We start from the raw sequence: 24,924 nt of genomic DNA, 5'->3' as shown, positions 1-24,924 counted from the left end.
TCAACGAGGACTCGCTCAACGCCGCCTGAAACAGCGGAGGTTGACACAGGGCAACTCATCGGGTCTCCTGGGTGAGGTCGACGGTCACGCGCGGGTCGAGCGCGAGGGTGCCCGGGTCGACGACGCACGAGCCGCCGTCGACGGGGAGCACCACGCCGTTGACGTACGACGCGGCGTCGGACAGCAGCCACAGCACGGTGGCGGCGATCTCGTCGGGCTGCGCCGGGCGGCGCTGGGGTACGACGGCGGTGGCGAGGCGGTAGGCGTCGTCGGTCGAGATGCCCCGCTCGGCGCCGAGCTCGGCCATCTCCATGTCGCCCATCTCGGTGGCGGTCCAGCCCGGGCAGATCGCGTTGGCGCGCAGCCCGTCGCGGCCGTGGTCGACGGCGAGCGACTGGGTGAGCAGCAGCAGGCCGGCCTTGCTCGCGGAGTAGGCGGCCATCCCGTCGGCGGCGCGCAGCGCGGCCACCGACGACACCGCGACCACCGCGCCGCGCGCGGCGAGGAGGTGCGGCAGCGCCGCCTTCACCAGCAGGAACGGGGAGGTGAGGTTGACCCGCAGCGTCTCGTCCCACTGCTCGGGGGTGACCTCGTCGACCCGGCCGACGTGGATGATGCCGTGGTTGAGCACCAGTCCGTCGAGCCGCCCGAGCGTGGCGATCGTGTCGGCGACGACGCGCTCGACGCCGTCCGGCTCACTGACGTCGGCGACGACGACGTGCGCCCCGGTCTCGTCGGCGACCGCGCGCAGCGGCGCCTCGCGACGCCCGCAGATGACGACGCGGTCACCGGCAGCGGCGAGCTGGCGCGCGACGGCGGCGCCGATGCCGGTGCCGCCGCCGGTGACGAGGACGACCTTGGCCGTCAACGTACGGCCACCTCGTCGAGGAAGTAGTCGACGAGGGCCGCCGCGCGCACCCGGGTCTCCGGGTCGAGCGAGCGGACGTGCTCGAGCATCACGTCGGGGTCGAGTCCGCGGGCGCGGGCGTCGTGGTCGCCGCCGTCGTGCATCCAGCCCTCGAGGCTGTCTGCGTCGATCTCGGGGTGGAACTGCACGGCCAGGTTGCGGCGGAGCACGAAGGCCTGCGGCGCCGCGGCGTTGGCCCCGATGACGATCGCGTCGGCCGGCGGCACGAAGCGGTCGGAGTGCCACTGCGTCCAGATCCCCGCGACCGCGGGGACGCCGGTGACGACGTGCGGGCCGACCTCGGGAACGGGCGACGGGGCGACCGAACCTCCGTGCGCCTGAGCGAGCATCTGCCCGCCGAAGCAGATGCCGAAGACCGGGATCTCGGCCTCGTCGGCGGCCTGCAGCAGCTCGGTCTCGGGCTTGACCCACGACGCGACGGTGTCGCTGTAGGAGCTCCATCGCGCCCCGAGGACCAGGACGGCGTCGTAGTCGCGGGGGTCGGGGAAGTCGAAGTCGACGCCCGGGTCGTCGAAGCGGTCCGACGGAACCACCCGCACGCTGTCGATCTCGTAGCCGCGCTCGGCGAAGCGACCCTCGATCGAGCCGGCGGTCTCGAGATAGTCGTGGCCGATGACGAGCAGCCTCTTCGGGTCGCTCATCAGGCCATCGCCTCGGCGCGCTTCATGACGTCCTTGCAGAAGGTCTCCATCTGCGTAGCATCGTCGATGTACATCGACGGCTTGATGCAGATCGTCGTGAAGCCCTGCTCCAGCTGCTCGGGGATCGAGTCCATCGACTCCCCCAGGTCGGCCAGCGAGTGGTCGTCGGGGAACGAGTAGCGCACCCCGCCGACCATCTCCAGCTCGGCGATGTCGCGGCCCGCGGCTGCCATCGCGTCCCGGATCACCTGCAGGTCCTCGGCCGTCGGGCGGCCGAGCGGGTGGAAGCCGTGGCCGTACCTGACCAGGCGGTCGACGACCGCGCCGTGCGCCTTCTGTCCGCCGAACCACATCCGCGGCCCCTCGGGGCGGAACGCCTTCGGCTCGAGGTAGATGTCCTCGAAGTCGAAGTAGTGGCCGTGGTGGGTGGCCGGCGACTGCCGGAACACCAGGTCCATCACCTCGAGCTGCTCGTCGAGGATCTTGCCGCGCTCGCGGAAGGGCACGCCCATCGCGGCGTACTCGTCCTTGCTCCAGCTCACATTGGGCTGGACGACGAGCCGGCCCTCGGAGATCAGGTCGAGGGTGCCGAGCTCGCGCGCCAGCATCAGCGGGTGCCGCAGCGGCGCGAGGACGGCGGCGCCGACCAGGCGGATCCGCTCGGTGACGCTGGCGATCGCCGAGAACAGCATCAGCGAGTTTGGCCAGGGCATCATCGGGTCCTGGTTGCCGGGCATCGCGTAGTCGCGCGGGTTGCCCATCACGCCCTTGTCGCTGGCGTCCGGGCCGAGGACGACGTGCTCGGAGATCATCACCGAGTCGAAGCCGGTGTCCTCGGCGATCCGCGACCAGGTGACCAGGTCGTTGAGGTTGCGACCGTCGGTGATCGTCCAGTTCTCGCTGAGGATCATCAGCATGCGAGGTGCGGGCACGGCGGCTCTCCGTCAGTGGGTGTTGGACAGGTCGGGCTTGCGGATGCCGCGGAACTCCCAGTCGCCGCCCTTGGCGGTCGAGAGGACCTCCTCGCTCTCGGTCGGCTGCGCGCCGACGTCGCTGCGGATCGGCGTCGGGCCCTCGACGATGTGGTTGCGCAGCGTGCCGAGACCCTCGACCTCGACCTCGACGACGTCGCCGGGGTAGACGGTGCGCGAGATGGCCGGGGTGCCGGACATCAGGATGTCGCCGGGCTGCAGCGTGATCGTGCGCGCGATGTCGGCGACGAGGTAGTGCATGTCCCACTTCATCTCGTTGGTGTTGCCGTCCTGGCGCACCTCACCGTTGACGATCGTGCGGATCCGCTTGTCGTGGAAGTCCCAGCCCTCGACGATGCCGGGGCCGATCGGGCACAGCGTGTCGGCGCCCTTGACGCGCAGCATCGAGCCGGAGTCGGTGTCGCGGAAGTCGTGCAGGCCGTAGTCGTTGCCGATGGAGTAGCCGCGGATGTAGTCGCCGGCCTCCTCGGGCGAGATGTTGCGGGCCGTCTTGCCGATGACGATGGCGATCTCGCCCTCGTAGTTGAGCCACTTGCAGCCCTGCGGCCGGACGACGGCCGACTCGTGCGCGTTGAGCGCGGACACCGGCTTGTGGAAGTAGGTCGGCGCGGGCGGCAGCTTGGTCATCATCTCCTCGACGCGCGAGGAGTAGTTGAGGTGGACGCAGACGATCTTGCTCGGCGACACCGGCGGCAGGTGGGTCGCGTCGGCGATCGCCACGGTGCGGCCGTCTCCGGCGACCAGCGTCTCGCCGTCGCGTCGTACGTCGACCGCGTTGCCGTCGAGCAGGATCCGTCGGTACTCGGTGGTCATGGCTTCCTCTCAGCCTTGGTCAGCCTGGTCAGGCTCGGTCAGCCGGCCGCCGGCACGTCGGCGCCGGGGCCGCCCGTCTGGCGGACGTAGTCGGGGTCGGTCGGGGTGGTGCGGGCGGCCGGGAAGCCATCCTCGGGGCGGTCGAACCAGAGATGCACCTGGCCGGTGCCGATGGAGTTCTCGTACTCGCCGTACTGCCGGCCGGGGGCGGTGCAGTCGCCCTCGCCGATCGCGCCCGCCATCATCAGGTAGTGCTGGAAGCGGGCCTCCGGCTTGTAGCGGTAGAACTCGTCCATCGTGTCCAGGACGCGGGCGTGGTCGCCGCGCTTGAACCAGTCGATGCGCTCCGCGTCGGCGGCGGCGGCCTCCGGCGTGAAGATGTGCTCGACGCCCGAGGCCTCGTGGTCGCGCAGCTGGCGCAGGCTCCAGAAGGTGTGGGACATCGCGCCCGACGCGATGAGCAGGACCTTGCGGTCGGACTCGGCGATCGCGGCGCCCAGGGCACGGCCGAGACGCAGCGCGTCCTCGCCGTCGGCGGTCTGGCAGACGCCGATCGAGATCCACTTCTTGTCGGGCAGGCCCTGGCCGAGGTACTCCCACACGTTGGTCGTCGCGTAGAAGATCGGCAGGCTGTGGTCGTCGATGGCGGTGATCCAGGTGGAGTTCTCCGCCGCCTTGCTCGCGATCAGGTGCGCCAGCTCGGGGTCGCCGGGGAAGTCGTAGTGACGCCGGCACATGCCGCGCGGCAGCTCCTCCGACGTGAACAGCCCGCTGCGCCGGTCGTGCGCGGTGACGACCCACTCGACGGTGGTGGCCCAGTGGGAGTCGAGGACGACGACGGTGTCGTATTCGAGGACGTCGAAGACCTCGCGGCGCAGCTGCTGCAGCCCGGAGACCAGCGTGGTGTCCTGGCCGTTGTTGAGCTCGCGCCGGATGCCCTCCGGCAGCACGATCGTCGGGACGTGCGCGATCAGGCCCGCGCCGACCACCTCACCCATCGGACTCGCCTCCCTCGTCGCCCCATCCGTCGGGCGCGAACACGCTGTTCTTGATGTCGGTGTAGAAGTCGAACGACCAGATGCCGCCCTCCCGGCCGATGCCGGAGCGGCCGCTGCCGCCGAAGGGGGCATTGAGGTCGCGGACGAAGAAGCAGTTGACCCACACCGTGCCGGCGCGCAGCTGCTTCGAGACCCGCTCGGCGCGCTCGGGGCTGCCCGTGGCGAGGGTCGCGGCCAGGCCGAAGCGGGTGTCGTTCGCCTTGGCGACGGCCTCCTCCTCGGTCTCGAAGGTCTCGATCGTGACGACCGGGCCGAAGACCTCCTCGGTCATGATCTCGGCCGTCGGGTCGGCGTCCACGAGGATCGTCGGGCTGAAGTACAGGCCGCCGAGCTCGGTGTTGGGGCCGCCGCCGAGGAGCGGGCGGGCGCCGTCGGCGAGGGCCCGCTCGACGAAGCCGGAGATCTGCTCAAAGTGGCGCCGGGAGACCAGCGCGGATACGTCGGTGGCCTCGTCGCGCGGGTCGCCCTGGACGAGGGTCTTGGCCTTCGCGACGACCCGCTCGGTGAACTCGTCGGCGAGCGAGGAGTGCACGATCATCCGGGCGGCCTTGAGGCAGACCTGGCCGGCGTTGTCGAACTGCTCGACGGCGAGGTCGACGGCGAGGTCGAGGTCGGCGTCCTCGAAGACGAGGAGCGGCGACTTGCCGCCGAGCTCGTAGGACAGCGGCACGATATTGGCGGCCGCGGCCTTCGAGATGACGCCCGCGGTCGGGACCGAGCCGGTGAACGCGAGCCGGTTGATGTCGGGGTGCGCCGTGAGCGGCGCGCCGGCCTCGAGGCCGGTGCCCTGGACGACGTTGAACACACCGGCCGGGACGCCGGCCTCGTGCATGATGTCGGCCAGCAGGCTCGCGGTGAGCGGCGCCCACTCCGGCGGCTTGACGACGACGGTGTTGCCGGCGGCGAGCGCCGGGCCGATCCGCCAGCTGGCGAGCATCAGCGGGGCGTTCCAGGGCGTGATGATCGCGACCACGCCGGCGGGGTCGTAGGTGATCCGCTGGCGGTGGCCGCGGCCCGGCACCTCCATGTCGGGGTGACCGAGCTGGTGCTCGGCGTAGTCGGCGAACGCGCGGAAGTTCATCGCCACGCGCGGCATCACGCCACGGCGGTGCGAGCGCAGCAGCGAGCCGTTGTCGAGCGTCTCGACCTGGGCGAGCTCCTCGACGCGGGCCTCGATGCCGTCGGCGACGGCGCGCAGGATGTCGCTGCGCTCCTTGACCGACAGCGCGGCCCACGCGGGGAAGGCGGCGCGCGCGGCGGCGACGGCGGCGTCGACCTCGGTCGCCGTACCGGCGTGGATCTCGGCGATCGGCGACTCGTCGATCGGCGAGTAGTCGGTGAACGTGGTCGCGGAGGCGACCCGCCGCCCGCCGATCCAGTGCCGGGTGTCGACCTCGACGCCGGCGACGACGGCGATGTCGGCGATGTCGGCGATATCGGCGATGTTGTTGTCGGCGGCGTCGGTCATCGGACAGCCTCCTCGGCGGCGGCCGGGGTCAGGTTGGCGAGCGAGGTGCCGCCGTCCCAGACCACGCCGACCTGGCGGTAGTAGCCGCCGATGATCTCCTGGACGGGCAGGCGGTGGAGCTCCTCGGTCGGGGACTCGAAGAGCTCGAGCTCGACGTCGCCGGTGTAGGCGGGGCCGGCCTCGAAGGAGCTGGAGCCGGAGGCGATGAGCTCGACGTACGCGTCGGGGCTGTTCTTGGCGATGCCCGGGTAGACGCGGTGGTGGGCCATCGGGTGGCTGTTGACGAAGCCGTTGGTCGGCGACTCCTCGGTGAGGGTCAGCACGGCCTGGGCGAGGCGGCGGTCGCCGGCGGCGAGCGTGGCGCCGAAGACTCCCCCGGGCGCGACCTGCGGGGCCGCGTGGGAGAACGGATGGGGGCGGGTCTGCCACATCGAGCCGAGCTTCTTCGGGTAGCCCTGGTGCATGCCGCGGGCGATCGCGAAGTCCTTGTCGACCCAGATGTAGACGCAGCGGGAGTAGGTGACGCCCTCGTACGCGCAGCGGACGACGACGAACGCCTCCTTGTACTGCGAACGGATCGGGTCGAGCAGCTCCTCGCGGGTCCCGGAGCAGGACTGCCAGTCGGCCCAGATCAGCGCGACCGCGCCCGGGTCCTCCGGGGCGAGCTCGAGCGGCTCGGGGAGCAGCTCGCGGACGCGCGCCGGGTCGGTCCGGTACTCGACGGTGAGCAGGTCGCCGGAGTAGTACCACGGAGGCGACGGGATCAGGGAGGACCGGCCGGTCTCGGTACGGGGGTAGAAGAACCCAGCCATGTCGTTCATCGGGCCTCAGCTCCAGTCAGCAGATCGGGCGAAATCAAGATCGTTCGGATCCGTACGATAGCCACCCGGGGAGCGAAAGACCACCCTTGCGGCCAAAGTTCTCGAGGGATATTGTTCGGATCCAAACGATCTACCTTGAACCACCCTTTCATTGGACGGAGATACGCCGTGGACAAGCCGCCGTACATCCCGCTGGACGAGGTCGACCTCGTCGACCTCGACCGCTTCGCCGGCCCCGAGGCCTGGGGCATGCTCGACACGCTCCGCCGGGAGGCGCCGATCTTCTGGCAGCGCGAGACCGACGGCGGCAGCGGCTTCTGGGCCGTCACCAAGCACGCCGACATCTGCGAGGTCGACAAGGACCCCGAGACCTACACGTCGACGAACTTCGTCAACCTCGAGGAGGTCGAGCCCGAGCTGCAGGAGGCCCGGCGCTCCATCCTCGAGATGGACGGGCTGCGCCACCGCGCGCTGCGCAAGCTGATCTCGCGCGAGTTCAGCCGCCCCAACCTGATGAGGAACTACGAGGCCCTGCTGCGCGACATCACCCGGACCACGGTCGACGCCGCGCTCGCGAAGGGCGAGTTCGACTTCGTCGCCGACGTCAGCGCCGACTTCCCGATCCAGGTGCTCGCGCGGCTGCTCGACGTACCTCAGGAGAAGACGGGGCAGCTCATCGACTGGGGTAACGAGATCATCGGATTCTCCGACCCCGAGCACGCCAAGATCCTCATCTCGGACGCCGAGAGCGAGCAGTACAAGCACCTGCCCTTCCGCTCCCCCGTGTCGCAGGAGGTCTTCGACTACGGCCGCGAGCTCGCGGCGGGCCGCAAGGGCGGCGACGGCACCGACCTGGTGAGCCAGCTCGTCAACAAGATCCCCGAGGACGGCCAGGCGATGTCGGCGTCGGAGTACGACTCGTACTTCCTGCTCCTCGTCGTCGCCGGCAACGAGACCACGCGCCACACCATCACCCACTCGATGCTCGCCCTCCTCGAGCACCCCGAGCAGCTCGCCAAGCTCCAGGCCAACCCGGACCTGATCCCGGACGCCGTCGAGGAGTTCCTGCGCTGGGCCTCCCCCGTCTACCACTTCCGCCGTACCGCGACCCGCGACGTCGAGCTCGGCGGCCAGGCCATCAAGGAGGGCGACAAGGTCGTCATGTGGTTCGCCTCCGGCAACCGCGACGAGGACGTCTTCGAGAACCCCTACGACTTCGACGTCACCCGCACCAACATCGACCACGTCACGTTCGGCAAGGGCAGCCCGCACCTGTGCATGGGCAACAACCTGGCGCGGATGGAGATCCGGCTGATGTTCGAGGAGCTGATCCCGCGACTGAAGACGATCGAGCTGAACGGCGAGGTGCGGCGGGTGCGCAGCAACTTCGTCAACGGCATCAAGACGCTGCCGGTGAAGGTGACCACCAACGACTGACCGACTGACCGACTGACCGACTGACCTGGTCCGACCGGACGCGACGAGGCCCGGCTGCCCCCTGGGGGTGGCCGGGCCGGCCCGACCTGCCCCGCCGACACCAACCCCGCGAGGCAGTCACCGTGGCCGAGTCACGAACCATCCACGGTTCGCGTGAAAACCGGCCGATCCGGCGCAAAAACGGCCGAACCGTGGATGGTTGAGAACCGGGCGGCCGCGTCAGCGGCGGCGCGAGCGCAGCGAGTGCCGACAGTCGCGCCGCCGGCCGGTCGTCAGGGCCCCGCAGTCAAGGACGCCGAAGGCGCCGCGCAGCGGGCCGAGCGAAGCGAGGATCCTTGACGGCGGGAGACGACCGGCTACCGCGCGGCCGCCCGACCAACCCCGCGACGCCGACCCCGCACAACACCAGCCCAGCAAGAGCAGAGTCGTGTGCCCCAGACCCCGCCCACAGGCGTTCTCAGGCACACGACCCACACCCGGCTCAGCCCTCGTCGGCCACCAACCGCCGCAGGATCTTCCGCACCTGCAGCGCCGCCAGGTCCGCGGCGACGTTGACGTCGTCGCCGTAGCCGTCGCGGTCGATGACGTCCTGCATGGTCTCGAGGATCTCGCGGACCTTGAGGTAGTACGACTCGAAGATGGGCCGCAGCACGTCGGTGGCTTCAGCCCCGAAGGCGAAGTTGCGGCTGACCCGCCAGATGTGGCGCGTACGGCGGTCGTCGACCGGGGTCACCGCGTGGGTGAACCGGAAGGTCTGCGGTCCGCCGTCGGCCTCGGGCAGCAGCACGACCCAGCGGTCGGCCCAGAGGCCGGGCGCGAGGAAGGCCCCCTCCTCCCGCTGCGGGTACGACGCCGTGGTCGATGCCCCGGAGATCTTGGCCTGCCACTCCGGCATCGGGGCGGCGGGCCAGTCGCGGTGGAAGTGGACGGTCGTCTCGGTGAGCTCGACCTCGAGCGCGGGCGCGACGCCGGTGAGGGCGGGCGGAGAGATGACCGGGTCGACGACGGCGACGTGGGTGATGTCGGCGAAGTTGTCGTGCAGCAGCCGCACGTGGGCGGCGGTCTCCCACTGGCCGCCGAACGTCTCCCAGGAGCCGTCGGTGAGCCACGGGGTCTCGACGGGCGGGCGCAGCGCGGCCAGCGAGGGCTCGCCGAGCCAGACCCAGATCAGGCCCCCCTCCTCCCGCACCGCGTACGACGGCACGCGGGCGCCGTAGGGGACCTGGGCCTGCGACGGCACTCGCACGCACGTGCCGGTGCGGTCGTAGGCGAAGCCGGAGTAGCCGGACACGATGGTGTCGCCGTCCACATGGCCGAGGCTGAGCGGGAACGGCCGGTGGGCGTCCCGGTCGCCGAGCGCGACGACGGAGCCGTCGCGCACGCGGAACAGGACGACGGGCCGGTCGAGCGCCCGCGTCCCGAACGGCGACGAGCCGACCTCGGACGACGCGGCGAGCGCGTACCAGGCGTTGCGCGGGTAGCCGGTGGTGCTGCGGTCTCTCATGTCCGGGCTCCTGTCAGAGGTCGAGCGTCAGGCGGTCGGAGCGGCAGCGCGACACACAGATCATCATGAACTCGTTCGACTCCTTCTCCTCGTCGTTCAGGATCGAGTCGCGGTGGTCGACGTCGCCCTCGACGACCTCGGTCTCGCACGTCCCGCACACGCCCTCCAGGCACGACCCGACGACGCTCACGCCGGCCTCCCGGCAGACCTCGAACACGGACTTGTCGGCCGGCACCGAGAGGGTGAGGCCGGAGCGCTGGAGGACCAGCTCGAACGACGTGTCGTCACCCGCGTCGGCCGGCGCCTTGGCAGCGAAGCGCTCCAGGTGGAGGCTGCCGGCCGGCCAGGCGGCGGCGCAGCGCTCCTCGACCGCGTCGAGCAGGCCGGTCGGGCCGCACGTGTAGACGAGCGTGTCCTCGGCGGCCACGCCGAGCAGGGCGTCGAGGTCGGGCAGGCCCGCCTCGTCCTGCGGCAGCAGGGTGACCCGGTCGCCGTACGCCGCCAGCTCGTCGAGGAACGCCATCGACGAGCGCGAGCGGCCGCCGTAGACGAGCCGCCAGTCGGCGCCGGAGGCCTCGGCCTCAGCGATCATCGGCAGCATCGGCGTGATGCCGATGCCGCCGGCGAGGAAGAGGTAGCGCGGCGACGCGACCATCGGGAAGTGGTTGCGCGGCCCGCGCACCTTCACCGTCGCGCCGGCCGACAGCTCGGCGTGGACGGCCTTGGAGCCGCCCCGGCTGTCGGGCGCCCGCAGGACGCCGATCCGCCACTGGCCGCTGTCGGCCGGGCTGCCGCACAGCGAGTACTGGCGCACCAGGTCGTCGCCCAGCACCAGGTCGATGTGGGCGCCCGGCGTCCACGGCGGCAGCGCCGAGCCGTCCTGGGCGGCCAGCGTCAGCGTCACCACGTCGGCCGCCGCCTCGACGGCGGAGACGACCGTCAGGTCCGCCTCGAACTCACGGACGATCGGTTGCGTCGTCACGACTTCTCCCCTTCTCGCCGACCACCTCACAGGTGGTAGGCGTACTCCCGGAACTCCCAGTCGGTCACGAACTGGCCGAAGCGCTCGAGCTCGTTGCGCTTGTAGGCCACGAAGGCCTCCACGAACGACGGGCCGAGGATGTCGGTGAGGTCCTTGTCCTCCTCGAGCGCGCTGATCGCGGTGCCGAGGTCGGACGGCAGCTTGTCGGCCTTGGTCGGGTCGTAGCCGTAGCCCTCCAGCTTGTCCGGCGGGGTGAGGCCGTCGCGGATGCCGAGGTACGCCGCGCCGAGCAGGCCGGCGATCGCCAGGTACGGGTTCGCGGAGGCGTCGCCGAGGCGCAGCTCCATCCGCGAGGCGCGGCCGCGCTCGGGCGGGATCCGCACCATCGCGCTGCGGTTGTCGAGGCCCCAGTCGATCAGCCACGGCGCGAGCGTGTCGGGCCCGAACCGCTTGTAGGAGTTGATCGTGGGGTTGCTGATCGCGGCGAGGGCCGGGGCGTGCGCGAGGACACCGGCGATCGCCGAGCGGGCGATGTCGGAGAGGCCGTCGGCGCCGTTCGGGTCGTCGAAGAGCGGCTTGCCGTCGGCGTCGACGGTGCTGAAGTGGACGTGGAAGCCGGAGCCGCCCTCCTCGTTGAACGGCTTGGCCATGAAGGTCGCGATCTTGCCGCGGCGGCGCGAGAGCTCCTTGAGCGCGCTCTTGAACCGGAACGCCCGGTCGGCGGCGTCGAGCGCCTCCGAGTGCCACAGGTTGATCTCGAACTGGCCGCTGCCGAACTCGTGGTTGGCGGCGACCACGTCGAGGCCGTACGCCGCCAGGTCGCGCAGCGACGAGAGCAGGGTGTTCTCCGGGTCGCCCTTGAGGCCCGCGACGTAGACGTTGCCCGTGGCGGCGCCGTAGGGCCCCCATCCGTTGGGCTTGGTGTCGTCCTGCTCGAGCACGTAGAACTCCAGCTCGGGCCCGACGATCGGCCGCATGCCGAGCTCGGCGAAGCGGTCGATGACCCGACGCAGCACCTGGCGCGGGCTCTCCTCGGACGGCGAGCCGTCGGGGTTGTAGACGTCGCCGATGACGTGTGCGACGCCCGGCTCCCACGGCACCGGCCGCAGGGTGCTCAGGTCGGGGACGACGACGATGTCGGGCAGGCCGGCCGAGAGGCCGCCGGCGATGTCGATGACGTCCCCCATCGGCGAGGTCGCGTAGATCGAGCGGCAGAAGGCCACGCCGTCGCCGACCGTCCGGTCGAACCGATCGGCCAGGACGTCCCGGCCGCGCTCGGTGCCCATCAGGTCGCTGTAGCCGACCCGGACGACGTCGATCCCGTCCGCGCCGAACTGCTCGGTGGCCACGCGCAGCGCGTTCTCGTCGATGTGCTCCACAGTCAGTCTCCTCTGTCTCTCAGTGATCCATCATCGGCCGACGGCCGGGGCGTTGTGCAGGTGGTCGTCGAAGCGCTCGAGATCGCTCGACAGCGCGTCGTAGACGGCCGTCCGCGAGGTGCGGAGGTAGAGCGCGTAGCCGATGCCCCCGACGAGGGCGACGACGAGCAGGTAGGGCAGCGAGTTCACGGCCTGCGAGTCCGACCCGGCGACGATGTCGAAGTGCTTGAAGGCCAGCACGACGGCGAAGCAGAGACCGAGGAAGCCGAGTGCCGGGGCGACCAGCGTGCTCCAGATCCGCGGGTCGTCGTTGCGCCGGAAGTGGACGACGATCGACAGCGCGGCCAGCGCCTGGAGGACCAGGATCGCCAGGGTGCCGAAGCCGAGCATGCTCGGGACGACGGTGAGGATCGGGTCGGCGCCGGTGATCGCGAAGATGACGGCGACGGCGACGGCGAAGGCGGCCTGGACCGTGCTGGCGACGTACGGCGCGCCGCTCGGGCCGGTCTTGGACAGCACCTGCGGGAGGATCCGCGCCCGGCCGAGCGAGAAGAGGTAGCGGCTCGACGAGTTGTGGAAGGCCAGCATCGCGGCGAACAGGCTGACCAGCAGCAGCCAGTTCATGACGTCGGTCAGGAAGCCGCCGATGTAGGTGCTGGCGAGGCTGAAGACCAGGTCGCCGGTCGGCGCGTGGGCGATGGCGGTGTCCTGGGCCTGCGCGACGCCGGTGGCGCTGACGACGGCCCACGTGGTAACGCCGAGGATGACACCGATCAGCGTGATCGCGACGTACGTCGCCCGCGGCACGGTCTTGAGCGGGTTCTTCGCCTCCTCGCTGAACAGCGAGGTGGCCTCGAAGCCGAGGAAGCCGGTGGCGGCGAGCAGCAGGCCGATCGACAGCGAGCCCGACGTGATCGAGTGGTAGGAGAACGCCGAGAAGGAGTAGCCGTCCTTGAAGAGCACGGCGACGTCGAAGATGATCAGGATCGAGGTCTCCAGGACCAGCGAGACGCCCAGGATCTTGGAGCTGAAGTCGACGCCCCGGAGCGCCATCAGGTAGCAGACCGCGATCGAGGCCAGGCCCCAGAACAGCCAGGGCATGTCGAGCCCGGTCTTGTCGGCGATCACGATCTTCATGAAGAAGCCGCTGGTGCCGATCGTGCCGACCACGAAGAAGTTGTAGCCGAGCATCGCGATGAAGCCGGCGGCGAGACCGGCGGGCCGGCCGAGGCCCTTGACCACGAAGGCGTAGAAGCCGCCCGCGTTGACCAGCTCGCTCGACATCTTCCCGTAGCCGATCGCGAACAGCAGGAGGACGACCGCCACCGCGAAGAACGCGAAGGGCGTGCCGCCGCCGTTGCCGAGGGCGATCGCCAGGGACGCGACGACCACCATGCCGGTCAGGGGCGCGACCGCCGCCAGGACCAGGAAGACGATGGCGCCGACGCCGAGCGCGTTCTTGCGCAATGTGGTGTTGACGGTGTCCGACATCGGGACTCCTTCACTGTTGCCCGGCGCCCTTCCGCCAGGTCGTTCGGATCCGTACGATAATCGGATGTGACCCACCGCACCATCCCCAAACAGGATGTTTTCGGAAAATGTTTGGTTCCGAACGATCCGGCGGCGCGCCCCGCCGAGGGCGGACACCTGCCGCCGCTGCGCGATCGGCATGGCTACCCTGGCCGCATGCCGGACCGTCATACGCTCGAGGAGACCGAGCGCGCGATGAAGGACCACGTGGGCGCACTCCCCCTCGACTTCGCCGCCGCGAACGCGCTCTCCAACCTGTTCCGTGCCGCCAACGCGGTGCGCAGCGAGCTGACCAACCGGGTACTGCGCCAGCACGACATGACCTGGACCGGCTTCGTCGTGCTCTGGGTGGTCTGGATCTGGGACGGCATGGAGACGCGCCACGTCGCCGAGTCCGCCGACATCTCCAAGGCGACGCTGACCGGGGTCGTCAAGACGCTCGAGGCGCGCGGCCTGATCGCGCGCGAGGGCGACGACAACGACCGCCGCCTGGTGCGCCTGCGGCTCACCCCCGAGGGCGTGTCGCTGATGGAGAAGCTCTACCCCGACTTCAACGCGGTCGAGTCCGAGATCATCGGCAAGCTCTCCGAGCGCAAGGTCAGCACGTTCACCAAGACCCTGCGCGACGTCGTCAACGCCGTCGAGGCTCAGGACGAGGACGACGACGCCAGCTGACCCGCGCGGTGCGCGCGGGCGGCTTCGACCAGCGCGCCGAACACGGCCGCCTGCGCCGGGTCCGACGCCGCCGTGTCCTCGGGGTGCCACTGCACGCCGACGTACCAGCCGCGGCTCTCCTCGAGCTCCACGGCCTCGATGACGCCGTCGGCCGAGTGCGCGACCGCCCGCAGGCCCTCGCCGGTCCGCGCGATGCCCTGGTGGTGGTAGCAGGAGATCCGCGGGCTGGCGCCGATCAGCTCGGCCAGTCGGGCGTCCGGCAGCACCTCGATCTCGTGGACGACGTGCCGGTGGGTGCGCTCGCCGAGGTCCTGGATCAGGTCGCCCCCGAGCGCCACGTTGACGACCTGGTTGCCTCGGCAGATCGCGAGCAGCGGCAGGCCGGCGCCGAGCGCGTGCCGGGCGATGGCGAGGTCGAAGGCGTCCTGCTCCTCGTCGACGTCGTACTGCGTCGCATGCGGCTCCTGGCCCGACCAGTGGGCGGCCAGGTCGCCACCGCCGGGCAGCAGGACGCCGTCGGCGTACCAGAGGCGCTCGGCGATCTCGGCCGGGTCGACGGCCGCGCCCGGCGCGACCGGGTGGACGACGAGCGGCTCTCCCCCGGCGGCGTAGACCGCGTCGAGGAGCGCGCGGGCGGTGACGTCGGCGCCGAAGCGCAGCGCCGAGGCCGAGGCGGAGAAGCGCGCCGGGACCGCGATGAGGGGACGCCGGCTCATGGGCGCACCAGCGGAGGGAGGTGGTTCTCGACGAACCGGGTCTCCCGCTCCCACGCCGCGGCGAACTCGATGACGCCGGCGTCGTCGTGGTTGCGGCCGATGACCTGCAGCCCGATCGGCAGGCCCGTCGAGCCGAACCCGGCCGGCATGGCCAGGGTGGGTGCGCCGAGCAGGGTGCCGATCGCGGTGACCTCCATCCAGCGATGGTAGGACGACATCGGCACGCCGTTGATCTCCGTGGGCCAGTGCACCTCGTTGCCGGCGGCGTCGACGCAGTCGAACGGCATCACCTGCGCGGTCGGCAGGAGCACGTAGTCGTACTTCTCGAAGAGCGCCCGGAAGCCCTGGTAGAGCGCCGTGCGCTTCACCGAGCCGTTCCACGCCTGCTGCGCGGTGATCGGCCCGTGCCCGTCGATGCCGTTGAGCATGCCCTCGACCTCGTAGATCGTCTCGAGCTTGAGGTAGGGCTTGAGTGCCGGGTTGTCGTAGAGCGGGAAGTTGAGGTTGCCGCTGAGCCAGTGCCGGAAGATCAGCCAGGTCGGCCACAGGTCCTGGTTGGCGAAGGTGCCGAACTGGTCCAGCCGGTCGATCTTGTCGACCTTCGCGCCGAGGGCGCGCATCCGGTCGATGGCGGCGCCGGTGACGTCGAGGACCTCGCGCTCGGTCGGGAGGTAGCCGCCCAGGTCGGCCAGCCAGGCGACCTTGGCACCGCGCAGCGAGGTGCGCCGTACGGTCGCGAACTGCTTCGGGTCGTCGTCCAGCGTCAGCGGGACGCGCGGGTCGTAGCCGGCCATCGTCGCCAGCAGCAGCGAGAGGTCGCGCGCGTCGCGGGCGATCGGGCCGGTGACGCCGCCCTGCTGCACGAACTGCTCACCGCCCAGCTCGGGGATGCGCCCGAGCGACGGGCGCAGGCCGAGGACGTTGTTCCACCCCGGCGGGTTGCGCAGCGAGCCGAAGAAGTCGCTGCCGTCGGCGACCGGCAGCATCCGCAGCGCGACGGCGACCGCGGCGCCGCCGCTGCTGCCTCCGGCCGACTTGGCCTGGTCGTAGGCGTTGAAGGTCGTGCCGTAGACCTTGTTGTAGGTGTGCGAGCCGAGCCCGAGCTCGGGCAGGTTGGTCTTGCCGATGAAGATCGCGCCGGCCGCACGGATCCGCTCGACCAGGAGGGCATCGGTCGCCGCCGGGCCGACCGGGACGCCGGGCTGGCCGAAGAAGCCGACGCTCGTCGGGATCCCCTTGACGTTCCACTGGTCCTTCACCGCGTGCGGGAAGCCGTGCATCCAGCCCTGGTAGGTGCCGGCGGCGAGCAGCCGGTCCTTCTCGGCGGCCTCGGCGAGCAGGTCGGCGCGGGGGCGCATCGCGACGATCGCGTTGACCCGGGGGTTCACCTCGGCGATGTGGTCGAGGTAGGCCGTCATCACCTCGACGCAGGTGACCTTGCGCTGCCGGATCGCCGTCGCCAGCTCGGCGGCCGACCACCACACGATGCGACGGAGGTCGGCGGGGCGCTGCACGGACGGCCAGACGACGTCGGGCGCGGCCGCTGCCGATGAGCTGATCGCACCGACGGCGACGCCGGCTGCCGCGGCGCCGGCGACGACCGCGCGGCGGGAAACATTGGTCATGGATGCTGCCTTCCCCAGGTCCACCCGTTTCGATCGTTTTGACCCGAACGAGTTTTGTTTGGGTCCGAACGTAGAGTGACCGGCGCGACATCGCAAGAGTCCGTCCGGATGGCGTCGCCTTCCGCTGAGACCTTGTCAGCGCCCGCTCGGGTCCTTACCGTGTGGAGCCAAACGTTCGTCCGTACCGCTGGGGGGGAGCATGGACGCGACCCGCCTGATCGACCTCTTGGGCGATGTGGCCGCCGTCGCCACGCCCGACGAGGCGACCGGTGACGCGCCCCGGCTGCTGGAGCGGCTCGCCGACGACCTCGGCGCCGCCGCCTGCCAGCTCGACACCGTCGTCACCCACCCGGACGACCCGGCGTCGCCGTCCTTCCAGACCGTCGCGAGCGTCGGCTACTCCCCCGACGTCGCCGGTCATCTCTGTGCCGAGCTGGCGCCCTCGCCCCACGGGCGGCGGGTGCTCGAGGCGAGCACCGGCCTGCGCATCGACGAGGACGACCCCTACGACTTCCGCGGCACCGAGCTCTATCGCGACGTCCTCCATCCGGCCGGCTACGCCGACGGGATCTCCCTCGCCCTGCGCGACTCCGGCGATCACCTCGCCGGCCTGCTGCACCTCTCCGCCCGGCGCACCAGCGACTTCGCCCCCGACCTCGGTACGGCGCTCCCGCCCCTCGGCCGCGCCTTCGCGCGGGTGGCGCGGGTGGCCACCTGGTCGACGCCCGACGTGACCCTGCCCGCCGAGTACGCCGCCGTCCGCCTCGACGCGGCCGGCCGGGCGACCCCGGTGGTCGGGCGCGCGCCGCTGCACGCCGCCCTCGACGACGAGCTGCGCGGCATCGTCCGCTCCATCCTCGGCACCGGCACCCGCTTCGCGAACTTCCTGCACCAGCAGGAGGGCCGGCTGGTCGAGGTCCGTGTGCTCTGCCCGTCCGGACGGGCCACCGAGCACCAACCGTGCACGGTAGCGACCCGCCCGGCGACGTCCACACTCGGGCTGACGCTGCGCCAGCTCGAGGTGCTCACCGCCGTCGCCACCGGCGCCGGCAACCGCGAGATCGCCGACGAGCTCTGCCTCAGCCAGCGCACCGTCGCGGCCCATGTCGAGGCGATCCTGACCCGGCTCGACAGCCCCTCGCGGGCCGGCGCCGCCGCCAAGGCGACCGCCTCGGGCGTGCTGCTGCCGTCGGCCGACCCGTCGTCGGTGCGGTCGCTGGCCCGGGTGCTGCGCCGCCCCGTCGCCTGACCCGGACGCGCCCCTGCTGGCGGGGTCGCCTCCGCGTCGCACCCGGCATCTCGGTCGTACATCCCGCCGATTCGGGACGGAAATGCCGGGTGAGACCCATCCCCCGATGAGCGGCGACGCGCGGCCACCACCACCCAGACCAGCGCCGACCCGATCGTTCGGGGCCGAAGATTGGCATTTCTGCCCATGACCCAGGTCACACCGCGCGACCACGATGGCGGGACCGCGCCGGGACCGCCGGCGCCGTACCGCGGGAGGCGCGATGGCGACCGGCTACCTGTACCACGAGCTCTTCGGCTGGCACGACACCGGAACGAACGCGGGGCTCTTCCCCGCCGACCACCGGATGGGCATCCAGCCGTTCCAGCACTTCGAGAACGCCGAGACCAAGCGGCGCATGCACGAGCTGGTCGTGGTCTCGGGCGTGATCGACCGGCTCACCCGGCTGGAGCCGCGCAAGGCCACCGACGAGGAGATCCTCGCCGTCCACACCCCGGAGCACCTGGCCCGGATCCAGGCCGGCAGCGACCAGCCCAAGGGCGGTGACTCCGGCGACGGGCTCAGCCCGTTCGGCCCGGGCGGCATCGAGATCGGCCGGCTCGCCGCCGGCGGCATGATCGAGGCCACCACCGCGGTCGTCGAAGGCCGGGTCGACAACGCCTACGCGCTGATCCGCCCGCCGGGCCACCACGCCGAGCCCGACCTCGGCCGCGGCTTCTGCATGTTCGCCAACCTGGCCATCGCGGCGCAGGCCGTGCGGCGCACCCACGGCGTCGAGCGGATCGCCGTCCTCGACTGGGACGTCCACCACGGCAACGGCACCCAGAAGGTGTTCTGGAACGACCCCCACACCCTCACCATCTCGCTGCACCAGGACCGGGTCTTCCCGCCCGACTCGGGGCTCGTCGACGAGCGCGGCGAGGGCGCCGGCTTCGGCTACGCCCTCAACGTCCCGCTGCCGCCGGGCACCGGGCGCGGCGGCTACCTCTCCGCGTTCGACCGGGTCGTCGCCCCGGCGATCGAGCGCTTCCGCCCCGACCTGATCCTGGTCGCGAGCGGATTCGACGCCAACGCGGCCGACCCGCTGTCGCGCCAGGGGCTCACCAGCAGCACCTACCGCGACCTGACCCAGCGCCTCCTCGACCTCGCCGCCACGCACTGCGACGGCCGGCTCGCGATGAGCCACGAGGGCGGCTACAACCCGGTCTACGTCCCGTTCTGCGGCCTCGCCGTGATCGAGGCGCTGGCCGGCGTGACCGAGCCGCTGACCGACCCCTACGAGCCGATCTTCGGCGGGATGGCCGGCCTGGAGCTCCAGCCGCACCAGACCTCCGTCATCGACCAGGTCGTCCCGTTCCTGGACGACATCCACGCCGGCGTCCGCGCCTGACCACCTCTCCCCCCGGATTCGGAGCAGCATCATGAACCAGCTCAACCGTCGTACCTTCCTCGGCTGGACCGGAGGCATCGGGGCCGCCGTCCTCACCGCGGCGTGCAGCGCACCGGCGTCGACCACCGCCTCCAAGGACAAGGTCGCGAAGTCCGGCAAGGACGTCCGCACCGTCGCCTGGGACTACCCGTTCACCTTCCTGCCCGTCTATGCCGGCGTCGCGAAGTTCGCCCAGGCGCGGGCGAAGGAGAAGGGCCTCTCGCTGGAGCAGACCAACGACAACGGCCGGCCCGACGCCCAGGCGTCCAACCTGGACACGCTGATCGCCAAGAAGGTCCCGGCGATCGTCTCCTTCCCGATGGTCTTCGAGGCGCTCGAGACGCAGGCCGCGAAGGCCCTGTCGGCGGGCATCATCTGGGTCACCTACGGCGGCACCCTGAAGAACCAGAGCGCATCGATCACCTTCTCCTTCGAGAAGGGCGGCCGGCTGCTCGGCGAGGACGCCGCCGCCTGGGCCAAGGCCACGCTCGGCGGCAAGGGCAAGGTCGCCTTCCTCGTCGACGACACCATCCAGCTCGGCCGCGAGCGCACCGCCGGCATGATCGACGCCTTCACCAAGGCCGCGCCGGACATGCAGGTCGTCGGCCGCGAGCAGGCGATCGACCCCGACACCGCGCTCAGCAAGACCAAGGCGATCCTCGCCAAGCACCCCGACGTCAACGTCATCCTCGGCATCACCGACGGCGCGGCCTTCGGCGGCTACAAGGCGCTCATCGAGGCCGGTCGCTCCGAGACCGACGCCAAGACCTACGTCGGCGGCCAGGACGGCGACCTCGGCTCGCTGCAGCTGATCAAGAAGGGCACCTTCTATCGCGCGTCGGCGGCGCTGCAGCTGCGCGACATCGGCAACGCGGTGATCGACGTCCCGCTCGCGGTGGCAGACGGCAAGAGCGACGCCGAGGCGTCGACCGACGTGCCGATCACGCTGGTCAAGCAGGGCGACGCGCTGCTCGACGACATCATCTCCCAGTACGGCTGATCGCCATGACGCTGCGGGTCACCGGCCTCCGGAAGTCGTTCGGCGGCGTCCACGCCCTGCGGGGCGTGGACCTGACCATCGAGCCCGGCGAGGTCCACGCGCTGCTCGGCCACAACGGCGCGGGTAAGTCCACGCTGATCAAGGCGCTGGGCGGGGCGTTCACGCCGGACGGCGGCACGATCGAGGTCGCCGGCCGGACGTACGACGGCCTCTCCCCCCGGCAGTCGATCGACGCCGGCATCGCGATCATCTTCCAGCACCTGAGCCTGGTCGAGTCGCTGTCGGTCGTCGACAACGTCTTCCTCGGGCAGGAGCACCACCGGCTGGGCGTGGTCGACCGCAAGGCGCAGCGGGCGGCGGCGGCGACGCTGCTCGAGCGGCTCGGCGCGACCTGCACGGTCGACGACCGGGTCGGTGACCTGCCGATGGGCCAGAAGCAGCTGGTCGAGATCGCGAAGGCACTCTCGCGCGACCCGGTCGTGCTGATCCTCGACGAGCCGACGGCCGCGCTGTCGTCGCACGAGATCGGCGCCCTGGAGCGGACCGTCCGCGCGCTGCAGGAGCAGGGACTGGCGATCTGCTACGTCACCCACCTGCTCGGCGAGGTGGAGCGACTGGCCGACCGGATGACCGTGCTGCGCGACGGCGCCGTCCACGTCTCGACGTCGCTGCTGGGCAAGACCCGGCGCGACATCATCGAGGCGATCGCGGAGCCGCCGACCGACCTGCCACCGCGGGCGCCCGTGCACGAGGCGGATCCCCCGCAGCTGTTGGTGTCCGGGCTGACCGGCCCGGGCATCGGCCCGATCGACCTCGCCGTGCGGCCGGGCGAGATCGTGGGCCTCTACGGCCTGATCGGCTCCGGCCGCACCCGGACCCTGGAGATGCTCTTCGGGCGTCGTCCCCGCCAGGGCGTCATCTCCGTCGGCGGGCGCACCGTGGGCCGGTCCTCCCCCCGCGCCGCGCTCGCCGCGGGGCTGGCGCTGGTGCCGGGCGACCGTGCCCGCCAGGGACTGTTCGCGCCGCTCTCGGCGCTCGACAACGCGCTGCTGCCCGCCCAGGGCACGCTCTCCCGCTTCGGGCTGCGCCGCCGCCGCGCCGAGCGGGCGGCGTTCGAGAAGATGGCCGCCGGCCTCGCCGTCCACCCGTCGACGCCCGACGCCCCGGCCCGGGCGTTCTCCGGCGGCAACCAGCAGAAGCTGCTGCTCGGCCGCTGGGTCAACGGGATCCTCCCGACCACGGTGCTGCTGCTCGACGAGCCGACGCAGGGGGTCGACGTCCGCGCCCGGCACGAGATCTACCGGGTGGTGCGCACGATCGCCGCAGAGCGTCGTACCGCCGTGCTCTTCGCCTCCACCGACCCCGAGGAGATCGTGGCCCTCGCCGACCGGGCGCTGGTCATGCAGGAGGGCCGCCTCGTCGCGGAGCTCTCCGGCGACGCCCTCGACGAGGACGCCCTCCTCCACGCGGTCCACCAGTCCGAGTCCGACCTCCAGGAGTACCTGTCATGAGCGCACCCGCATCCCTGCGCCAGCTCGCCCGCTATCCGCTGATCCCCGTCATCATCGCGATGGCGATCGGCTTCGAGCTGGCGACCGGCAGCTTCGTCGGCAGCCAGAACCTGCTCGGCATCGCCACCGACAGCGCCACCCTGGCGATCGTCGCGGTCCCGGCGGCGCTGCTCGTCATCAGCGGCTACCTCGACCTGTCGGTCGGCTCGACGTACGCGCTGGGGGCCGTGGCTGCCGGCTGGTTCGCCTCCGCGCACGGCGGCGGCCTGCTCAGCTGCGTCGTGCTCGCCCTGCTCGCCGGCCTGGCCGTCGGCGCGATCAACGGCTTCCTGTGCTGCGTGGTCGGGCTGTCGCCGTTCATCGTCACGCTCGGCACGCTGACCGCGGTGCGCGGCATCGCGCAGCAGCTCGCCCCGCTGCCCCTGACCGGCTTCGGCGACGGCTTCGCCTGGCTGGGCGGGGCGAAGATCGCGGGCCTGCCGTCGCCGGTGGCGATCGCGCTGCTCGTCGTCGTGGTCGCCGGCGCGATCCTGACGCTGACGCCCGTGGGCCGGCACATCTACGCGATCGGCGTCTCGCGCGAGGCGGCGTACCTCTCCGGCGTGCGCGTGCGGACCGTGCCCTTCGCGCTCTTCCTCGGGACCGGCGCGCTGGCCGCGCTCGCCGGCGCGATCAAGGCGTCGGTGCTCGGCGCCGTCCAGTCCGGTACGGCGGGCCTCGGCTTCGAGCTCGCCGTCCTCACCGCGGTGCTGGTCGGCGGCGTCTCGCTGGCCGGCGGCTCGGGCACGCTGCTCGGCGTGGTGCTGGGCGTGGCCTTCCTCGGCATCCTGCAGAACGGCCTGACCCTGGTCGGCGTGCCGACCTTCTGGCAGCAGGTCGCCCAGGGTCTGGCGCTCGTCGTCGCCGCGGGTCTCGCCTACCTGGCCCCGCGGCTGGAGGCACTGGCCGCCGTACGACCCCAGGCGAGCAGGGTCAGCGCGAGCGCGGCGGAGAGCAGGCCGGCGTCGCGCAGCGCGATGTCGTAGTAGCGCCCCGTGCTGACCAGGTCGACGATGATGCCGGCGAGCCAGACGGCGACGAGCGGCCCGCCGTACCGCGGGGCGACGGCGACCACGACGCCGGCGACGACCTCGATCACGCCGACGGCCAGCATCGCCTGGTGGGCATCACCGGGGACGAGGTCGTTGATCCAGGGGGCGAGGTAGCGCTCCCAGTGGGTGAGGATCTCGGCGAACTTGTCGACGCCGAACGCGATCGGGGCGACGGTGAAGACGGAGCGGAGCAGCAGGAAGGCGCCGTCCGCCCCGACGAGCGAGTGCGCGGCGGGCGGTGCGACGGGGTGGGAGTCGGTGGTCATGACAGGTCCTTTCTCTAAAACGTGTCGTCTTCCCATTTAGAATCTCTCCCGCCTCTTGTGTCAAGAGAATCCTGTTTTAGAATCGCCTCGTGGACCCCGACACCGTCGCCGTCGCGACCGCCCTCGGCGCACTCGCCGACGACACCCGCCGCGCGCTCTACGCCTATGTCGCGGGCCGGCCCGACGCGGTCGGCCGCGACGAGGCGGCGAGCGCGCTCGGGCTCGCGAAGCACACGGTGAGCTTCCACCTCGACCGGCTCGCCGCCGAGGGACTGCTCGAGGTGGAGTTCCGCCGACTCAGCGGCCGGTCGGGGCCGGGCGCGGGGCGGCCCAGCAAGCTCTACCGGCGCGCGGCGCGCGAGTTCGCGCTGACCCTCCCGCCGCGGCGCTACGACCTGGTCGGCGACATCCTCGCCGCCGCGGTCGGCCGGGCCGGCGCGGGCGACGACCTCGACACGGCACTCGCCTCCTGCGCCGCCGCCGAGGGCCGCTCCGTCGCGGCCGAGGCGGGCGGTCTCCCCGACGGCGCCGGGCTGCCCGAGCTCGCCGCCGTCCTGGCCAGCCAGGGCTACGAGCCGAGCGTCGAGGCGAGCACCCAGGGAAGCACCCAGGGAAGCACCCAGGGAAGCACCGTCGTCCTGGCCAACTGCCCGTTCGACGCGCTCGCCCAGAAGCACACGGCCGTCGTCTGCGGCCTCAACGTCTCCTTCGTGCAGGGCGTCGCCGACGGACTCGGCTGCGCCGGCCTGACCGCGCACCTCGAGCCGGACGCCGTCCGGTGCTGCGTGACCGTGCGCGAGGATGGACAGCCCTCCCCGACCGGAGAATGATCGGGCCGTGGCCATGTTCGAGGTCTCGTCCGACGCCTACATCCGGTTCATGGGGACCTTCTCCGGCCCCCTCGCCCGGCTGTTCGCCGATGTCGGCCTGGCCGGCGTCGACGAGACGCTGCCGGTGGTCGACGTCGGCTGCGGCCCCGGCATGCTCACCTCCGAGCTGGTACGACGACGCGGCGCGTCCCGCGTCGCGGCGATCGACCCGGTCGAGACGTTCGTGGCCGCGACCGCGGCGGCCAACCCGGGCGCCGACGTACGTGCGGGGTCGGCGGAGTCCCTCCCCTTCGCCGACGCCGCCTTCGGCGCCGCGCTCTCCCAGCTGGTCGTGAACTTCATGAGCGATCCCCTCGCCGGCATCCGCGAGATGCGCCGGGTCACCCGCCCCGGCGGCCGGGTCAGCGCCTGCGTCTGGGACCACGGGGGTGGCCGCGGCCCGCTCTCGCCGGTGTGGACCGCCGCCGCGGCCGTCGACGCCGCCGCGTCCGGCGAGGGCTCCCTGGTCGGCGCCAACGCCGGCGACCTCGTCGACCTGCTCGAGTCCGCCGGCCTGCGCCAGGTGACCGAGACCGAGCTGACCGTGCACATCCCGTTCGCCAGCTTCGACGACTGGTGGGAGCCCTACACGCTCGGCGTCGGCCCGGTCGGCGTCTATGTCGCCGGCCTCGACGACGCCGTACGCGAGCGGCTCGTCGGCGTCCTGCACGCCGACCTCGGCGACGGGCCGTTCACCATCCACGGCACCGCCTGGACGGCCACGGGTGTCGTCTGAGGCTCGCGCCGCGCTCGACCGCTGGATCGCGTCGGGCGGCCACTGGGAGGTCGTCGGCGAGCGTGGCGACGTGGTCACCGTGGCGCTGCTGACCTGCGACGGCGGCCAGGAGATGGACCGCGTGACCCTGGAGGCCTCCGCCCTGCCGGGAACGCCGAAGGGGCCCGATCCCGCAGGATCAGGCCCCTTCGACGAGCGGTGAGC

24 protein-coding genes are annotated in these 24,924 nt (G+C 71.6%); 10 read left to right on the top strand and 14 right to left on the bottom strand.

Going from position 1 to position 24,924, the window contains the following annotated elements:
• Positions 1–55 precede the first annotated feature (55 nt).
• Genes AB4880_RS22965 through AB4880_RS22935 form a run of 7 tightly spaced genes read right to left on the bottom strand, consistent with a single transcriptional unit; the run spans position 56 to position 6,721 of the window.
• Complete coding sequence (locus AB4880_RS22965) at positions 56–868, bottom strand: SDR family NAD(P)-dependent oxidoreductase (RefSeq protein ID WP_367921551.1); 813 nt, start codon at positions 866–868, stop codon at positions 56–58.
• Positions 865–1,569, bottom strand: coding sequence for a type 1 glutamine amidotransferase (locus tag AB4880_RS22960; RefSeq protein WP_367921550.1), 705 nt, complete (start codon positions 1,567–1,569; stop codon positions 865–867). The genes AB4880_RS22965 and AB4880_RS22960 overlap by 4 nt, the downstream gene beginning before the upstream one ends.
• Positions 1,569–2,501: a TIGR03619 family F420-dependent LLM class oxidoreductase gene (locus AB4880_RS22955; RefSeq protein ID WP_367921549.1), complete on the bottom strand. Its 933-nt coding sequence runs from the start codon at positions 2,499–2,501 to the stop codon at positions 1,569–1,571. The genes AB4880_RS22960 and AB4880_RS22955 overlap by 1 nt, the downstream gene beginning before the upstream one ends.
• Before the next feature lie 12 nt (positions 2,502–2,513).
• Positions 2,514–3,374: a fumarylacetoacetate hydrolase family protein gene (locus tag AB4880_RS22950; protein WP_367921548.1), complete on the bottom strand. Its 861-nt coding sequence runs from the start codon at positions 3,372–3,374 to the stop codon at positions 2,514–2,516.
• 38 nt (positions 3,375–3,412) lie between these two features.
• Entirely contained in the window at positions 3,413–4,372 is a 960-nt protein-coding gene (locus tag AB4880_RS22945) for a DODA-type extradiol aromatic ring-opening family dioxygenase (protein ID WP_367921547.1), read from the bottom strand.
• A complete protein-coding gene (locus AB4880_RS22940) occupies positions 4,365–5,900 on the bottom strand; it encodes an aldehyde dehydrogenase family protein (RefSeq protein WP_367921546.1) in 1,536 nt (511 codons plus the stop codon). Before AB4880_RS22940 ends, AB4880_RS22945 begins: the two co-directional genes overlap by 8 nt.
• Complete coding sequence (locus AB4880_RS22935) at positions 5,897–6,721, bottom strand: acetoacetate decarboxylase family protein (protein WP_367921545.1); 825 nt, start codon at positions 6,719–6,721, stop codon at positions 5,897–5,899. Before AB4880_RS22935 ends, AB4880_RS22940 begins: the two co-directional genes overlap by 4 nt.
• Before the next feature lie 168 nt (positions 6,722–6,889).
• Here AB4880_RS22935 and AB4880_RS22930 point away from each other — a divergent pair, with 168 nt between their 5' ends.
• Complete coding sequence (locus AB4880_RS22930; protein ID WP_367921544.1) at positions 6,890–8,158, top strand: cytochrome P450; 1,269 nt, start codon at positions 6,890–6,892, stop codon at positions 8,156–8,158.
• Between the two features lie 481 nt (positions 8,159–8,639).
• Here AB4880_RS22930 and AB4880_RS22925 read toward each other — a convergent pair whose 3' ends face one another.
• Genes AB4880_RS22925 through AB4880_RS22910 form a run of 4 tightly spaced genes read right to left on the bottom strand, consistent with a single transcriptional unit; the run spans position 8,640 to position 13,514 of the window.
• Positions 8,640–9,662 (bottom strand): aromatic ring-hydroxylating dioxygenase subunit alpha, encoded by a 1,023-nt coding sequence (locus AB4880_RS22925; RefSeq protein ID WP_367921543.1) that lies wholly within the window; start codon positions 9,660–9,662, stop codon positions 8,640–8,642.
• A gap of 13 nt (positions 9,663–9,675) precedes the next feature.
• The gene (locus AB4880_RS22920; RefSeq protein WP_367921542.1) at positions 9,676–10,644 is read right to left on the bottom strand and encodes a PDR/VanB family oxidoreductase; all 969 of its coding nucleotides are present in this window, start codon (positions 10,642–10,644) and stop codon (positions 9,676–9,678) included.
• A gap of 26 nt (positions 10,645–10,670) precedes the next feature.
• Entirely contained in the window at positions 10,671–12,023 is a 1,353-nt protein-coding gene (locus tag AB4880_RS22915) for a glutamine synthetase family protein (protein WP_367921541.1), read from the bottom strand.
• 30 nt (positions 12,024–12,053) lie between these two features.
• The gene (locus AB4880_RS22910; RefSeq protein ID WP_367921540.1) at positions 12,054–13,514 is read right to left on the bottom strand and encodes an APC family permease; all 1,461 of its coding nucleotides are present in this window, start codon (positions 13,512–13,514) and stop codon (positions 12,054–12,056) included.
• A gap of 195 nt (positions 13,515–13,709) precedes the next feature.
• On the opposite strand from AB4880_RS22910, the gene AB4880_RS22905 reads away from it, so the two are divergent.
• Complete coding sequence (locus tag AB4880_RS22905; RefSeq protein ID WP_367921539.1) at positions 13,710–14,228, top strand: MarR family winged helix-turn-helix transcriptional regulator; 519 nt, start codon at positions 13,710–13,712, stop codon at positions 14,226–14,228.
• Here the strand turns inward: AB4880_RS22905 and AB4880_RS22900 are convergent.
• A complete protein-coding gene (locus tag AB4880_RS22900) occupies positions 14,201–14,944 on the bottom strand; it encodes a gamma-glutamyl-gamma-aminobutyrate hydrolase family protein (protein ID WP_367921538.1) in 744 nt (247 codons plus the stop codon). The genes AB4880_RS22905 and AB4880_RS22900 overlap by 28 nt on opposite strands.
• A complete protein-coding gene (locus AB4880_RS22895; protein WP_367921537.1) occupies positions 14,941–16,569 on the bottom strand; it encodes an amidase in 1,629 nt (542 codons plus the stop codon). Before AB4880_RS22895 ends, AB4880_RS22900 begins: the two co-directional genes overlap by 4 nt.
• 199 nt (positions 16,570–16,768) lie before the next feature.
• Here AB4880_RS22895 and AB4880_RS22890 point away from each other — a divergent pair, with 199 nt between their 5' ends.
• The 5 genes from AB4880_RS22890 to AB4880_RS22870 all read left to right on the top strand — a co-directional run bounded on the left by AB4880_RS22890 (position 16,769) and on the right by AB4880_RS22870 (position 22,783).
• Positions 16,769–17,818, top strand: a complete 1,050-nt coding sequence (locus AB4880_RS22890; protein ID WP_367921536.1) for a helix-turn-helix transcriptional regulator — start codon at positions 16,769–16,771, stop codon at positions 17,816–17,818.
• A 262-nt stretch (positions 17,819–18,080) separates the two neighbouring features.
• Entirely contained in the window at positions 18,081–19,208 is a 1,128-nt protein-coding gene (locus AB4880_RS22885) for a class II histone deacetylase (protein WP_367921535.1), read from the top strand.
• A gap of 31 nt (positions 19,209–19,239) precedes the next feature.
• The gene (locus AB4880_RS22880; protein ID WP_367921534.1) at positions 19,240–20,247 is read left to right on the top strand and encodes a sugar ABC transporter substrate-binding protein; all 1,008 of its coding nucleotides are present in this window, start codon (positions 19,240–19,242) and stop codon (positions 20,245–20,247) included.
• 5 nt (positions 20,248–20,252) lie between these two features.
• Complete coding sequence (locus AB4880_RS22875) at positions 20,253–21,758, top strand: sugar ABC transporter ATP-binding protein (RefSeq protein ID WP_367921533.1); 1,506 nt, start codon at positions 20,253–20,255, stop codon at positions 21,756–21,758.
• Positions 21,755–22,783 (top strand): ABC transporter permease, encoded by a 1,029-nt coding sequence (locus AB4880_RS22870; protein WP_367921532.1) that lies wholly within the window; start codon positions 21,755–21,757, stop codon positions 22,781–22,783. Before AB4880_RS22875 ends, AB4880_RS22870 begins: the two co-directional genes overlap by 4 nt.
• Here AB4880_RS22870 and AB4880_RS22865 read toward each other — a convergent pair.
• Positions 22,675–23,115 (bottom strand): hypothetical protein, encoded by a 441-nt coding sequence (locus AB4880_RS22865; RefSeq protein WP_367921531.1) that lies wholly within the window; start codon positions 23,113–23,115, stop codon positions 22,675–22,677. The two genes, AB4880_RS22870 and AB4880_RS22865, sit on opposite strands and share 109 nt — an antisense overlap.
• Positions 23,116–23,204: 89 nt before the next feature.
• On the opposite strand from AB4880_RS22865, the gene AB4880_RS22860 reads away from it, so the two are divergent.
• From AB4880_RS22860 to AB4880_RS22850, 3 genes are read left to right on the top strand one after another with little or no spacing between them, the layout of a single operon-like run.
• Positions 23,205–23,945, top strand: a complete 741-nt coding sequence (locus AB4880_RS22860) for a helix-turn-helix transcriptional regulator (protein WP_367921530.1) — start codon at positions 23,205–23,207, stop codon at positions 23,943–23,945.
• 13 nt (positions 23,946–23,958) lie between these two features.
• The gene (locus AB4880_RS22855) at positions 23,959–24,720 is read left to right on the top strand and encodes a class I SAM-dependent methyltransferase (RefSeq protein WP_367921552.1); all 762 of its coding nucleotides are present in this window, start codon (positions 23,959–23,961) and stop codon (positions 24,718–24,720) included.
• Complete coding sequence (locus tag AB4880_RS22850) at positions 24,710–24,922, top strand: hypothetical protein (RefSeq protein WP_367921529.1); 213 nt, start codon at positions 24,710–24,712, stop codon at positions 24,920–24,922. Before AB4880_RS22855 ends, AB4880_RS22850 begins: the two co-directional genes overlap by 11 nt.
• Positions 24,923–24,924: the final 2 nt, after the last annotated feature.

The sequence above is a fragment of the Nocardioides ginsengisoli genome (assembly GCF_039537225.1).
Lineage (GTDB): Bacteria > Actinomycetota > Actinomycetes > Propionibacteriales > Nocardioidaceae > Nocardioides > Nocardioides ginsengisoli.
Note: the sequence above shows the minus strand (reverse complement) of the source record. Positions and strands in the feature narration are given on the sequence as shown.